This window comes from Marivita sp. (assembly GCF_051859345.1).
Classification (GTDB): Bacteria; Pseudomonadota; Alphaproteobacteria; order Rhodobacterales; family Rhodobacteraceae; genus Marivita.
In genome coordinates, this window is the sequence record NZ_JBHYFV010000024.1 from 44,798 (window position 1) to 57,539 (window position 12,742).

The 12,742-nt window shown below is 59.2% G+C and carries 13 protein-coding genes; 8 read left to right on the forward strand and 5 right to left on the reverse strand.

What is annotated here, in order from left to right; all coding sequences use genetic code 11:
* Nucleotides 1–4 precede the first annotated feature (4 nt).
* From ACTIEN_RS14980 to ACTIEN_RS14995, 4 genes are all read right to left on the reverse strand, one after another.
* The gene (locus ACTIEN_RS14980) at nucleotides 5–1,042 is read right to left on the reverse strand and encodes an AbrB family transcriptional regulator (protein WP_439523953.1); all 1,038 of its coding nucleotides are present in this window, start codon (nucleotides 1,040–1,042) and stop codon (nucleotides 5–7) included.
* Between the two features lie 92 nt (nucleotides 1,043–1,134).
* On the reverse strand, nucleotides 1,135–2,607 hold the full coding sequence (locus ACTIEN_RS14985; protein ID WP_439523954.1) for a tripartite tricarboxylate transporter permease: 1,473 nt from the start codon (nucleotides 2,605–2,607) through the stop codon (nucleotides 1,135–1,137).
* An 87-nt stretch (nucleotides 2,608–2,694) separates the two neighbouring features.
* Nucleotides 2,695–3,195 (reverse strand): tripartite tricarboxylate transporter TctB family protein, encoded by a 501-nt coding sequence (locus ACTIEN_RS14990; RefSeq protein ID WP_439523955.1) that lies wholly within the window; start codon nucleotides 3,193–3,195, stop codon nucleotides 2,695–2,697.
* Between the two features lie 25 nt (nucleotides 3,196–3,220).
* Nucleotides 3,221–4,186, reverse strand: a complete 966-nt coding sequence (locus tag ACTIEN_RS14995) for a Bug family tripartite tricarboxylate transporter substrate binding protein (RefSeq protein WP_439523956.1) — start codon at nucleotides 4,184–4,186, stop codon at nucleotides 3,221–3,223.
* A 311-nt stretch (nucleotides 4,187–4,497) separates the two neighbouring features.
* On the opposite strand from ACTIEN_RS14995, the gene ACTIEN_RS15000 reads away from it, so the two are divergent.
* From ACTIEN_RS15000 to ACTIEN_RS15020, 5 genes are read left to right on the forward strand one after another with little or no spacing between them, the layout of a single operon-like run.
* On the forward strand, nucleotides 4,498–5,472 hold the full coding sequence (locus ACTIEN_RS15000) for an enolase C-terminal domain-like protein (protein WP_439523957.1): 975 nt from the start codon (nucleotides 4,498–4,500) through the stop codon (nucleotides 5,470–5,472).
* Between the two features lie 18 nt (nucleotides 5,473–5,490).
* Nucleotides 5,491–7,026 (forward strand): acyl-CoA carboxylase subunit beta, encoded by a 1,536-nt coding sequence (locus ACTIEN_RS15005; protein WP_439523958.1) that lies wholly within the window; start codon nucleotides 5,491–5,493, stop codon nucleotides 7,024–7,026.
* A gap of 11 nt (nucleotides 7,027–7,037) precedes the next feature.
* On the forward strand, nucleotides 7,038–8,216 hold the full coding sequence (locus ACTIEN_RS15010) for an acetate--CoA ligase family protein (protein ID WP_439523959.1): 1,179 nt from the start codon (nucleotides 7,038–7,040) through the stop codon (nucleotides 8,214–8,216).
* A complete protein-coding gene (locus tag ACTIEN_RS15015) occupies nucleotides 8,186–8,776 on the forward strand; it encodes a hypothetical protein (protein ID WP_439523960.1) in 591 nt (196 codons plus the stop codon). The genes ACTIEN_RS15010 and ACTIEN_RS15015 overlap by 31 nt, the downstream gene beginning before the upstream one ends.
* Nucleotides 8,764–9,237: a hypothetical protein gene (locus ACTIEN_RS15020; protein ID WP_439523961.1), complete on the forward strand. Its 474-nt coding sequence runs from the start codon at nucleotides 8,764–8,766 to the stop codon at nucleotides 9,235–9,237. The genes ACTIEN_RS15015 and ACTIEN_RS15020 overlap by 13 nt, the downstream gene beginning before the upstream one ends.
* Before the next feature lie 92 nt (nucleotides 9,238–9,329).
* On the opposite strand, the gene ACTIEN_RS15025 is transcribed toward ACTIEN_RS15020, so the two are convergent.
* Nucleotides 9,330–10,205 (reverse strand): helix-turn-helix domain-containing protein, encoded by an 876-nt coding sequence (locus tag ACTIEN_RS15025; RefSeq protein WP_439523962.1) that lies wholly within the window; start codon nucleotides 10,203–10,205, stop codon nucleotides 9,330–9,332.
* A gap of 203 nt (nucleotides 10,206–10,408) precedes the next feature.
* Here ACTIEN_RS15025 and ACTIEN_RS15030 point away from each other — a divergent pair, with 203 nt between their 5' ends.
* The 3 genes from ACTIEN_RS15030 to ACTIEN_RS15040 are packed head-to-tail and all read left to right on the forward strand — an operon-like array spanning nucleotide 10,409 to nucleotide 12,602.
* Nucleotides 10,409–10,630, forward strand: a complete 222-nt coding sequence (locus ACTIEN_RS15030; RefSeq protein ID WP_249058297.1) for an acetyl-CoA carboxylase biotin carboxyl carrier protein subunit — start codon at nucleotides 10,409–10,411, stop codon at nucleotides 10,628–10,630.
* A gap of 8 nt (nucleotides 10,631–10,638) precedes the next feature.
* Entirely contained in the window at nucleotides 10,639–12,000 is a 1,362-nt protein-coding gene (locus ACTIEN_RS15035) for an acetyl-CoA carboxylase biotin carboxylase subunit (protein WP_439523963.1), read from the forward strand.
* A 20-nt stretch (nucleotides 12,001–12,020) separates the two neighbouring features.
* The gene (locus ACTIEN_RS15040; RefSeq protein ID WP_439523964.1) at nucleotides 12,021–12,602 is read left to right on the forward strand and encodes a biotin transporter BioY; all 582 of its coding nucleotides are present in this window, start codon (nucleotides 12,021–12,023) and stop codon (nucleotides 12,600–12,602) included.
* Nucleotides 12,603–12,742 lie beyond the last annotated feature (140 nt).

Consider the following 12,742-nt stretch of genomic DNA (forward strand, 5'->3'; position numbering starts at 1 on the left):
GGCGTCATCCTTTGTCTTTCGGCAGGCGGGGCAGGATTGTCCAACGATAGAGCGGTGCCGCAAGCAGGTTGCCCAACAGTCCGCGCGTTACCTGGTATGCGGCCACAAGCGCCGCATCGGCGGCTACGATCTGCGCAGTCAGAACCATTTCGGCGGTTCCCCCCGTGGCAAAACCCATGAGCAGTTCCGGAAGCGCCAGCCCGGTCAGATCAGCAGCCAGCGCTGCCAGCCCCAGCATCAGCGCGCCATGCGCCAAGATGACCGGAATACCCCCCGCCAGCGCACGCGGCAGACGTTTTAGCGTTTGCCTGCGAAACCGTGCGCCAAGGCTGAGGCCCAGTGCGATTTGTGCCATGGCCAGCAGGATAGCGGGTTCGCGCGCGGCCAGAGCTCCGCTGGCCGACAGCAGAGCCAATACCACCATTGGCGCAACCACAAAGGCAGAGGGCAGGCCCAATCGGTTGCCCGCATATGCTGCGCCCAACCCCGCGAGCAGTGCGATCAGCAAGCTTCTGTCCCAACTGCCCGCGCTTGCATGCGCATCAAGCGTTGTCGGGCTGAGCGTGACGATCAGCAGCGGCACCAACACTACGATGAAACAGACCCGCAAGGTGTGAAACAGTGCGACCGCGCCCGCATCGGCCCCATGACGGGCGGCAAGATCGGCCATTTCTGATATTCCGGCCGGAACCATCGCGAAAAAGGCCGTGCGCAAGTCCAACTGACCCGCACGGGCAACGACCGGCGCGAACAACCGCCCGACCGCAATGGATATCAGCGCGCCAGCCAGGATTGTCGGTAAATGCGGGCCAATGCGGCCAACCACCTCGGGTGGGACGCTTAGTCCAACCGCTGTTCCCACGATCACCTGCCCAGTGCGATACAGCTTGCGCGGCACTGTGATGGGAAAGCGCAGCCCCAGAACCATCGTCACGAGCATGGACCCGATAAGCCAGGCCAGTGGAATGTGGGCCTGCTGCGCCACCCACCCACCGCCGGCGGCAAGCAGCGCCGTAACACCAAAGCGGATTTTCAGATGCATGGACATACGTTTCCAGACTGGCCCGGTCGGGCGCATGGGGCAGGGCGGGTTTGGGCGTTCTCGGGGCGTGGGCTGTGCGGCGTCCTCGCGTCCTAGCGCCGAAGCCGTCCGAGCAACGGCGAAGCGGTAACAATGATCGCCCCCAGCAACAGCACAATCGCAACCGGGCGCGAAACGAGGAACAGAAGATTGTCATTGGCGATGATCATGGCGCGTCGCAGGTTCGATTCCATCATGTAGCCGAGCACAAGCGCCAGCACGATCGGGGCGGGATGAATGTCGATCTTGCGCAGTAGATACCCGATAATCCCGAAAACGACGGTGACCAGCACCTCGAACGAGTTGTTGGAAGACGCAAACGCCCCCAAGACGCATATGCTTGCAACAAGCGTTGCGATGGCACCGGGGGGAATGCGGGTCAACCGTACCCAAAGCGGCACCCCCATCAACCCGATCGCGGTCATTATCGGCAAACCGACAAGCAAGGAAACGAATATCGAATAGGGGATTTCCGGATTGTTCACGAACAGCATGGGGCCCGGTTGAAGCCCCTGGATCGTCAGACCCCCGATCAGCACCGCGGCACTTGCGGAACCGGGAACACCCAGCGCGAGCAACGGCGCGAGCGCGCCGGAAACGGCCGCGTTATTGGCCACCTCAGAGGCGACCACACCATCAGGATTGCCCTTGCCATAGCTGTCACGCTCTGCCGGTCTGGAGGCGCGCTTGGCAAAGCCATAGCTCACAAGCGACGCGATGGCCGCGCCGGCGCCTGGAATGACACCCACGGCATAGCCTATGAATGAGGATCGCAGCACGGTGCGCCGATAGGGCCATAACGCCGCCAGTGACGGTTTCGTGCGGGTGACTCCCAGTTCGCCCCGCAAGCGATCATTGCCGCGCTCCAGCATGATGAACACTTCCGACAAGGCGAAAAGGCCGATCAGGGCGGGCAGAAACGGGATACCGTCGATCAGCATGGGTGTCACCACGAAGCGGAGCGCGCCGCGTATCGGGTCTATCCCGACTGTGACAATCACCAGCCCGAACATAAGCCCGATCAGTGCTTTCAGCGTTGATCCGGTGCTCAGTACTGCAATCAGGCTTAGCCCCAGCACAGCAAGGGCGAAATATTCCGCCGGACCAAAGGCCAACGCTGCCCGCGCCATGGCCTGGGCCGTGATGATCAGCAGGATCAGGCTGATGAAGGCCCCCGTCGCCGATGACATGATCGAAAGGTTCAACGCTTTTCCCGCTTCACCGCGCGTTGTCATCGGGTATCCATCAAAGGCGCTTACGGCGGCTGCGGGTTGACCCGGAGCGTTGACCAGAATGGCGGGAATACCCGCCGCGTAATCGGCCGCCATGTAAATCGCCACAAGCATGACAATCGCAGAGATCGCATCCAGTTCGAAGGTGAAGGGAATGAGCAGCGCCATCCCGATAGAGGATGTCAGCCCCGGCATGGCCCCCACGCAATAGCCGACCAACACTCCGATCATCAGTGCGCCCAGCACCCGCACCGCGAAAACAAGTTCGAAGGCATTCGCGAAGTTATCTAGCATCTCGGCCTCTTGTGGCAGGCGCGTGTCAGCGCGTGATGGGTTCTGCCCATTGCGGGCTTGTGCAGCGACAGGCTGTCGGCACCGGTTTCAGGGGAGCGGCGTTCCCAGCAGCATCTGGAACAGGAAATAGGCCAGGCCCAGAATGACCGCGGTCAGCGTCAGGATTGTTGGCAGTTCCGTGACTCCCGCCACCCAAGCAAATGCGGGCACCCACAACGCTGCGGTCTGGAAATATCCGAAGCTGTCCATGGAAAAGGGAAATAGCAGCATCAGCACCATCCCGATCGGTACGCCCAGCGGGCGCTGGATCGTGATCGTGCCACTGGTTCGGAAATTGCGCACTGACAGGACGATCTGCACAAGGCACAGGGCCACCAGCAAACCACCTACGATCATCGGAAATGTGCCAACCCCGATCATCGTGCGCCCGGCCGGCATGGCAAAGGCATTTATCACGAACCACAGACCCAGCGCCACCAGCGCAAGGCATATCGTAATATCGGCAATTGCGGTGGGCACATTCAGCTTGGACGGGAAGAAGCCAGCAGGGTATGCCGCTGACTCCTTTCCGTTGTGATCGTCATTCACGAGCATCCTCCGATTTGCGCGTGTATCACTGGATCGATTCGAGGCGCTCGCCCCAATAGATCGCCGCCTTGTTCTGGGATTCGACGAATGCCTTGAACTTTTCAGGTCCCATGAACCCGTAGGTCAGTTCGGAGTCGCGGACATACTGTTTCAACTCATCGCTTTGCATGGTCTGTTCGACCACGTTGCACAGCGCCTGCTGATGCTCCATCGAGGTGCCAGCCGGTGTGATGGTGCCGCGGAACTGCTGCCATGTCGTATCCACGTCATAGCCTGCTTCGGCATAGGTTGGCGTGTCAGGCAAAGATTCCGAGCGAGTGTCGGACTGGATACCGATGACACGCATGTCGCCAGATTCCACATATTGCTTGACCAGACCGACATACGCGATGACGACATCGCTATGTCCGCCCAATGCCGAGACGACGGCATCACCGACACTGTCATAGGGCACCCAGTTCATATCACCGGCCATGTCCGCCGCTTCTTCGAACATGGCCCAGGCAACATGACCGCCAGATGCTTCGCCAAACCCGCCAACTGTCAAACCGCCGGGGTTTTCCTTGGCCTTGGCGACCATATCGTCCAGCGACTGGATGTCACTGTCCGCGCGCACAGCCAGCAGGTAGGGATCAAACACCATGCCGCAGGACCATTCGATCGAGGACAAGTCAAATTCTTCGCTTTGCTGCAGCATCCCCAGATGTGACGCCGTCACTGACCCGATGGTCTGGCCGTCGGGTTCGATCAGGCTCATCAGCGCAAGCTGACGTGCGCCGCTGCCACCCGGCTGGTTTTCGACCACTACATTTGTGCCGGTTATCTGTTGCATGCCATCAGCAAGGCGTCGCGCTAGAACGTCCGTCGCTCCACCCGGACTGACATGCAGTATAAAACGCAGGTCGCCGTTCGGCCAGTCCTGCGCTGTTGCGTCAGCAGACATCAGCAGCGTAGAGCCGAGCGCGGCGACCACCAGTTTCTTAAAGTTCATAGTCAACTCCTCCCGTTTTTCGAAGCTGTGCTGAATGCAATCTGACTTGCAAACGTAAACTTCGCATGCGAAGACTAGGAAACGGAGTAGCATAAGCAACTACTATTTTGAAAGCTGTCATCAGCGCAAAACCAAAGGGATCACAAGGCACTCACAAAGGGAGTGGCGCTGATCTGCCTGACTGCTTGACGGACCACAGAGGGAGAGACCAGTTGCCAGCCATCACCAGCATTGTTCTGCGGAAACTGGCGTTGCCACTCATCCGTCCATACCGGCTATCCTACCGGACTTTCACGACTTTCGAGCCATTCATGGTTGAAGTTGAAGATGATTCTGGCCGTTCGGGTTTTGCAGATGCGCATATTTCTCCGGGCTCCAGTGCAGAGACGCGCGAGGGAGGGTGGGCGTTTCTTTTGCGCCATGCAAAGGCTGCCATCGGGCGCGACGTCAGTGATGTGATGGCAGACCTGCTTTTGGATTTTGAGGAAAGCAAAGTCGCGACAACCAGCTTTGTCACCGCGCTTGAAGTGTTGCGCAAGCATCCGATGCTGGTGCTGAGCCATGATTCTGCGCACCCGTTGCTGGCACCGGTCAACAGCCTGGAGGCGCGCGAGATTGAAGAAGAACTCGACATTGCGATCGCAACGGGGTTTCAGACCTTCAAGGTCAAGGTTGGCAAGGATGTGGACGCAGATCTTGCGCGCGTTGCCGTCATTCAACGCGCCACCGCAGGCAAGGCCACGCTGCGGCTGGATGCGAACCGCGCCTATTCCCGCGCGCAGGCACTGGAATTCGTGCAAGGTCTGAACCCCGACGGCATCGAATTGTTCGAGCAACCCTGCGAAGCTGATGAATGGGAGGCGAACGGCGCCGTGGCGACCGCCTCTCCGGTTCCGTTGATGCTCGACGAGCCTATCTGCACCCTGCAAGACATTGCCCGCGCGGGCGAAATGCCGGGCGTTGGGTATTGCAAGCTGAAGCTGAAACGGTTTGGCGGCCTGGACCGCCTGCGCGATGGGATGGACGCGGTGCGCGCGCATGGCATGCATCCGGTTCTGGGTGATGGGCTGGGCAGCGAAACCCATGCCTGGCTGGAAGCCTGCGTCGCCCGTCAGACCCTGGACAATGCTGGCGAGTTCAATGGGTTCCTGAAACCGCAATCACGCTTGTTCGAAAACCCGCTGCCGTTTGACCAAGGCACGATCACCTTGCCCGCCGGATACTGGCCCAAGCTTGATCTGCCAACAGTCGAACGGCTGACCGTGGATACGGTCACATTCAGATAACATATCGGAGAAAACCAGATGGCGCACGAAGACATGCTCGCGAAACTTGACCATATGCGGGAACAGGCCAAAGCCATGGGCGGCCCGGACAAGCTGGCCCGCCGCCACGAGCAAGGCAAGTTGAACGCACAGGAACGGCTGGATGCACTGGTCGACAAGGACAGCTTTTTTGAAACGGGTCTTCTGGGCCGGTCCAGCTTTTCCGCGAAAGAAGCCGACAAGACTCCTCGCGACGGCAAGATTACCGGCTTTGGGCGCATTGACGGGCGCGATGTGGGCGTTGTGATCAATGACTTCACCACCAAGGGTGCTTCTACTGGTGCGATCAATTCCAAGAAGATGGGCTATATCCGCAAGACATGCACAGAACGTGGCATGCCGTTTGTCCATATCGGTGAATCGACCGGGGCGCGACTGCCGGACGCGATGGGGGCCAAGGGCATGGGCACCATGCTGGGCAATGACACAACCCAGTTCCGGCGCTTGCGCGACACCCCATGGGCTGCGGCGGCGCTGGACACATCCTTCGGGTCGTCGGCCTGGCTGTGCTGCTGCGCCGATTTCTCGGTCATGAAAAAAGGGTCCATCATGTCGGTTTCCAGCCCTCGGCTGGTGTCCATGGCGATTGGTGAAAAGGTGGATCTGGAAGAATTGGGCGGCTGGAGGCTGCACGCGGAACAGACCGGGCTAATTGATCAATTCGTGGATAGTGATGAAGATGCGATGGCGGTGATCCGCCAGTTCCTGTCCTACATGCCCAGCCATAACAAGGAGTTGCCGCCAGTGGCTGCCGTGCCCGAAGACTCTGGTGCGGATCAGGAGCGCATTCTGGACATCATGCCCGAAAAGCGCACCCAAGTGTACAACATGAAGAAAATCCTGGACGTGATCTTTGACACCGAGTCGATTTTTGAAATCAAGCCACGGTTCGGCAAATCTGCCGTGGTCGCACTGGCGCGATTGAACGGCAGCGTCGTCGGCATTGTCGCCAATAATCCGCAGACCGGCGGTGGCGCTCTGTCCGCCGAAGCCTGCCGCAAGATTATTGATTTCACTGTCATGTGTGACAGTTTCAACATCCCGCTGGTGCGGTTCATGGACAGGCCGGGCTTTGTCGTGGGCACCGACGCAGAGAGGCGCGGCGCGCCCGGCCATATCATGAATTTCATGAATGCCACCTGCCTGACGACCGTGCCACAAGTGACTGTGATCTGCCGCAAGGCCTATGGCCGCGCTTATGTCGCCATGGGTGGCGGGGCGCATAATGACAGCATGATCGCCTGGCCCAACGCAGAAATATCCTTCATGGATCCGGTCTTTGCGACCAGTATCGTGCATAACCTGACCGCCGGTGATGACGGGTTCGAGGATGCGCTTGCCGAAATCCAGAAAGACCTGGAAGTGTGGGACATGGCACAGATCTTCTCGGCGCATGATGTCATCAAGCCGCAGGAAACACGCGACTACATCATCCGCCTGCTGGAAATTCACCAACGCCGTTTATCCGGAGGGCTTGGGCAGCACCTGATGCGCAGCTGGCCGACAAGTTACTGAGGAGACGTGGAATGAACACACCTGTCCAGAACGCGGCTGCGATTGTCGAACAAGCCCGAAACGCCGGCCGCAAAGCCCTGAACGAAGCTGAAGGCAAAGCGCTGCTGACCGCCTTCGGGATACGCACGCCCAGATCCTGTGTTGTCACGGATGCCGCCGGGGCCACACAAGCCGTGCGGGACATGTGTGCGCCTTTCGTGGTCAAGGTGGTTTCAAGCGAGGTATTGCACAAATCCGATGCCGGCGGTGTGGCTTTGAATCTGCCCGATGGGCAAGCGGTTGCAGCCGCGATAACCGATATGGCGCAAAAGCCTTTGATCAAGTCTGCCGCGCGCGAAGGTTGGTTGGTCGAGGAAATGGCCCCCAAAGGCCACGAGGTTGTGCTTGGCGGGTTTTGTGATCCGCAGTTCGGCCCCATGCTGATGGTGGGACTGGGCGGCATTTTCGTTGAACTGCTGAAAGACGTCGCGTTTCGCATCTGCCCAATCGACCGCCGGACCGCCGAGGAGATGTTGAAAGAACTGAAGGGTTTTGGCCTGCTTCAAGGCGCGCGTGGTCAGTCGCCTGTGGATATAGACGCCCTGATTGATGCAATGATCGCGCTCGGCGGGCCTGATGGGTTGCTGATGCATTACGCCGAAGAGATTGCAGAAGCGGACCTGAACCCCGTCATCGTGTCCCAACAGGGCGCGGTTGCGGTGGATGCAGCTTTTGTGTTGAACGCCACGACCGCAACAGACGCAGCACCCTTCGCCACGGACCAAAGCGCGGCCGATATGTTTCGCCCGCTTTTCCAGCCGCGCACGATTGCGGTTCTGGGTGCATCAACCCGCGATGTCGCGATTGCGAACACCTTCATCAGGCGCCTGAAGGATTTCGGCTTCAGTGGCGAGATTTACCCAATTCACCCCAAGGCCGATGAAATAGAGGGGCTGAAATCCTACCCCTCATTGGCCGATACCCCGCAAGAGGTGGATTATGCCTATATAGCCATCGGAGCAGAGCGGATCGCGGGCGCGCTGGAAGCGGGGGCGGGCCGGGTGCGCATTGCTCAGGTGATCAGTTCGGGCTTTGGAGAGGTCGAGCAGCGCGTGAATTGCAAGACAATCTGGTGCGACGGGCGCGCGCGTCTGGCATTCGCGTTCTTGGGCCGAACTGTTTGGGCACCTATTCGCCACGCGGCGGGCTGACATTTCCGGTCGGAGCCCCAAAGACCCTTGGCTCAATCGGTGTGATCTCGCAATCGGGGGGGCTGAGCACTGATATCATCAAGCGCGGGCAATGGCGCGGGCTGCGATTCAGCGGACTGGTTACAATTGGCAACAGCGCCGATGTGAAACCGCACGAATTGTTGGAGTATTACTTCAGCGACCCCGAAACTCGTGCGGTGGGTCTTTATATAGAGGATATTCGCGACGGCAAATCCTTTGTCGAGGTTCTGCGCAACCATCCCACGCCCAAGCCCGTCGTGGTGCTGAAAGGCGGGCGCACGGATGACGGGCGGCTTGCAGCGGCGTCGCATACCGGCGCTCTGGCGGGCGATGACAAGGCATGGGACGCGCTTGCCTTGCAGTTCCCGCTGAGCATGGCAACCACCGTGGACGAATTCATTGACGCCTTGCTGGCACTTCAGCATTTCACCTTCCAACGAACGATAGTAGCGTTGAACCCACGCATGCCGTCACGCTGTTTGGCAATGGTGGCGGCTCAAGCGTGCTGGGTGCAGATATCTTTTCGTTGCACAAACTGAAGGTTGCCCCGTTTCAGGGCAAGGCCCGCGCCGCTCTTGATGCCATGGGTCTGCCGCCGGGGACCAGCGTGATCAATCCCATAGATACACCGGTCAAGACCTTGCAGGAAAGGGAAGGCTGGATCGCGGGCGAAATTCTTGACCATGTCTTTGAACATGCCGAACCCGACGCGATTGCGATGCACCTGAACCTGGCGGCGTTCGTGGGCCGTGGCACTGTCGACCCCATCGGCAACTTGTTTGAGGTCGTGCGCCAAACCCGCGAGAAATGGCCCGGCATTGCCCATTTTGCCTTGGCCATGCGAACCGACGGTTCCGCCGTACTGGACCAGACCCGGCGGGAATATCGCATGCGCGCCTTCGATATCGGGGTGCCGATCTATGATGAAATCCCGGCAATGGCGCAGGCCTTGGCGCATATTGGCCATTTGGAACGGCAACTGGCGCGAAGGTTGCCCTGAGCACGGCATGGTGATGCCCGGTTCAATATCACACTGCGCGGATTGTTCCGCACCGTGTGTCGTTCGGGATCAGGCATGAGGGCAGGGGCGTTTTACTGGCCGGTCTTGGTGCGAAAACTCGCTGCTTGCTCGGGGGTGAAGCACCCAAGCCGCAGATCGCGCAGATAAGGGCCGAAAGTCGCATCAATCTGCGGCGCGAATTTCTGGAATATCTCTGCCATGTAGTAATCATGCCGGACCAGGGATTCAGCGAGGTTTACGATCGTGGTGTTGCTGGTGTGAACGGCTACAGGCGTGTCCGATACTTTCGCTGTCACCATTTCGCGATGATCTACGGTCAGCGTGAAGAGGTTGTCGGCACTGCCCATTCTGACGCCATTGGCTTCGTGAATATAGGTGCGGCAGCGCGGCCCGAAGGTAAATTCCTCCGGGTCCGGCCCAAACACGATAATCAACATCTCTATGCCCCGCGCGCCGGCCTCGGCCAGAACGGGTTTGTGGATTTCCAAGATGTCCGATGCCGCCTTGAGCATCAGTGAATCTTGGCAATTGCGGATCAGGGTGTCGATCTTGCGATGCACCTCGATTTCCCCGGACAGTGTCCAGACATGCTGATCATCCACCGGTTTGGCAATATCTTCCAGTTGCGTTCCGATATCGCTGCACAGGGCGGCGGTTTTCTCGGCAATGCTGGAAAACAGGTCGCGCGGCGGCGCTGCAACATAGCGGCTTGGCCCTTCGGTCACGGCCAGAACAGCGCCGCGCTGCGCAAGGCTTTCAAGCGCGTTATAGGTGTTTGGCCGGGGCACTCCGGTGGATTTCGCCACTTCGTAGGCCGTGCGCGGGGAAATCTGGCGCAGCAGGTCAATGTAGATGCGGCTTTCATAGTCGCTGAACCCAAGCCGTTTCAAGCTGGCCAGTGTTTCCGCAGGCAGTTCACTCACCTTGCCAGAAAGTTTTGCAGACACTCTCGCCTCCTTGGTGCGCAAACGGGGAAAGCGCCCGTTCGACGTACGAAAACAACATCACAGCCGGGCGAAAACGCGCCGGTCATCCCTTTATATCGAATGATTGTTCACACGCAAAATTAAAAGGAGTTGTTATTGCAACTACTAAATGTCGTGTCTATGATGTTCCAGGCAAGCCTGTATCGGCAAGAGGAGATTGAGCTGTGGCAATCGTCGATGTTAAAACTGATATAACCGGAAATGTGTGGAAGATTGTTGCCCAGCCCGGCGATAAACTTGCCGAAGACGAGGAAATCCTGATCCTCGAGTCGATGAAAATGGAAATTCCGGTTGCCAGCCCCGAAGATGGTGAACTGATCGAAATACTGGTCGCAGAGGGCGATATCGTCACCGAAGGCACCGTTGTCGCGCGCATTAAGGCGTGAGGCGGGCCATGAAAAAACTGCTAGTCGCGAACCGTGGAGAGATTGCGCGGCGGATTTTCCGCTCTGCCTCGGCGCGCGATATCGCCACGGTGGCAGTGTATTCCGAGGCAGATGCCGGGGCCGCTCATGTTGCCGATGCCGATGAAGCCATCGCAATCGGGCCTTCACCCGCGCGCGAAAGCTATCTGGATACCGCCAAGGTGTTGAAGGCGGCACAAGACTGCGGCGCAGACGCCATTCACTCCGGCTACGGATTCCTGTCTGAAAACGCGGAATTTGCCGAGGCCGTCATGGCCGCAGGGCTGACATGGATCGGGCCCGCCCCCGATACGCTGCGATCCATGGGCGACAAGGCGCGTGCGCGTGCCCTTGCCAATGAAGCAGGCGTGCCAATTGTGCCCGGGAGCGTGCGTGCAGGCCCCGAGGATGAAGTTGATTTTCTGGCCGAAGCAAACCGCGTCGGGTTTCCCCTGCTGGTCAAAGCGTCTGCCGGTGGAGGCGGGATCGGGATGCGACGGGTCGACAGCGTAGAAAAGTTGCTGCGGACGATAGAAGACACCCAGTCAATGGCTGGCAAGGCCTTTGGCGATGCCACGGTGTTTCTGGAACGGCTGGTGCCCAAAGCGCGTCATGTGGAAATTCAGGTGTTCGGCTTTGGCAATGGTGCGGCGGTTCATCTGTTCGAGCGGGACTGTTCGCTTCAGCGGCGCTATCAGAAAGTGATCGAGGAAAGCCCTGCACCGGGCCTGACTTCCGATTTGCGCGCGCGCATGGCCGTGGCGGCCGTGGCGTTGTGTTGCCAGGTGAATTACGCAGGCGCCGGGACCGTAGAGTTCATTCTGGACACACAGACGCAAGAGTTTTTCTTTCTTGAAATGAACACACGCATTCAGGTCGAACACCCGGTTTCCGAAATGGTGACGGGCCTCGATATCGTCGGGATGCAGATTGATTTCGCACGCGGCACGCTTGGTGCGCTTGATCAATCAGAGATATTGAGCTCTGGCCACGCCATCGAATGCCGCCTTTACGCCGAAAACCCCGCAAAAATGTTCATGCCGTCGCCTGGGACATTGGAGAAATTCTCGCTGCCGCCAGAGACTGCGGGGCTTCGGGTGGATGCGGGCTATCGAGAGAGCGATGTCGTCACGCCCTATTATGACCCGATGCTGGCCAAGATCATTACACATGGACCCGACCGAGCCAGCGCAGCGCAGCGCGCGGTGCAGGCGTTGAACACGCTTCAGGTGTCTGGGATTGCCACCAACCGTGATTTCCTCATCGCGTGCCTGCAAAGCGACGCCTTCCTGACCGGCGACATTCACACAGGTTTCATAGATGCCAACCGCAAAAGCCTTGTCGCGGCCTGAGCACAATAAAGGAGAAAACCATGCCGACTCCTCATTCCCGCACCCCGACCCTGATCGGAGCACTCCCCGCACCGAACGATAAGCGCTTTCACCTGTTGCGCGCTTCGCTGATTGTGCTGGCAGGCACCATCTTCATCACGCTCAGCGCCCGCATACAGGTGCCGATGTGGCCGGTTCCAATGACCATGCAGACTTTCGCGGTGTTGCTGGTCGGAATGGCCTTTGGCGCGCGTCTGGCGGGTGTGACGCTTGTGGCGTATCTGGCCCAGGGTGCCTTGGGGCTGCCCGTCTTTGCGGGTGGCGGCGGGCTGGTATTCTTGACCGGGCCTACCGCGGGGTATCTGGTCGGGTTCGTGGGCGCAGCAATTCTGGTAGGTTGGCTGGCGGATCGGGGCTGGATCGTGGGCTATACCAAAAGCTTTTTCGCAGCCTGCCTTGGTGGCGTGTTGATCCATGTGCTTGGTGTAGCATGGTTGTCGGTTTTCACGGGCTTCACCGGGGCCGTGGCCGCCGGAATGCTGCCATTTCTGGCGGGCGATCTTCTCAAGTGCGTTCTGGTCGCTTTGCTGTTGCCCAATGCCTGGGCAATCTTGCGCAAGTAGCACTGGCGTTCTGTCCGGCACCGGCACCGGCACCGGGCGTCCAAGGCGCGACAGTCTTTTATCTGCCCGCATGCCGACCGGACGCACGCACCTTGGTCACCATTCTGGAAGACGGCTTGAGAAGATGCTCAGTAACGCAT

What these genes read in the sequence shown, in the direction of transcription:
- ACTIEN_RS15010 (WP_439523959.1), top strand. Translation starts at nt 7,038, where the DNA reads ATGAACACACCTGTCCAGAACGCGGCTGCGATTGTCGAACAAGCCCGA.
- ACTIEN_RS15035 (WP_439523963.1), top strand. Translation starts at nt 10,639, where the DNA reads ATGAAAAAACTGCTAGTCGCGAACCGTGGAGAGATTGCGCGGCGGATT.
- ACTIEN_RS15000 (WP_439523957.1), top strand. Translation starts at nt 4,498, where the DNA reads ATGGTTGAAGTTGAAGATGATTCTGGCCGTTCGGGTTTTGCAGATGCG.
- ACTIEN_RS15005 (WP_439523958.1), top strand. Translation starts at nt 5,491, where the DNA reads ATGGCGCACGAAGACATGCTCGCGAAACTTGACCATATGCGGGAACAG.
- ACTIEN_RS14995 (WP_439523956.1), bottom strand. Translation starts at nt 4,186, where the DNA reads ATGAACTTTAAGAAACTGGTGGTCGCCGCGCTCGGCTCTACGCTGCTG.
- ACTIEN_RS14980 (WP_439523953.1), bottom strand. Translation starts at nt 1,042, where the DNA reads ATGCATCTGAAAATCCGCTTTGGTGTTACGGCGCTGCTTGCCGCCGGC.
- ACTIEN_RS15040 (WP_439523964.1), top strand. Translation starts at nt 12,021, where the DNA reads ATGCCGACTCCTCATTCCCGCACCCCGACCCTGATCGGAGCACTCCCC.
- ACTIEN_RS14985 (WP_439523954.1), bottom strand. Translation starts at nt 2,607, where the DNA reads ATGCTAGATAACTTCGCGAATGCCTTCGAACTTGTTTTCGCGGTGCGG.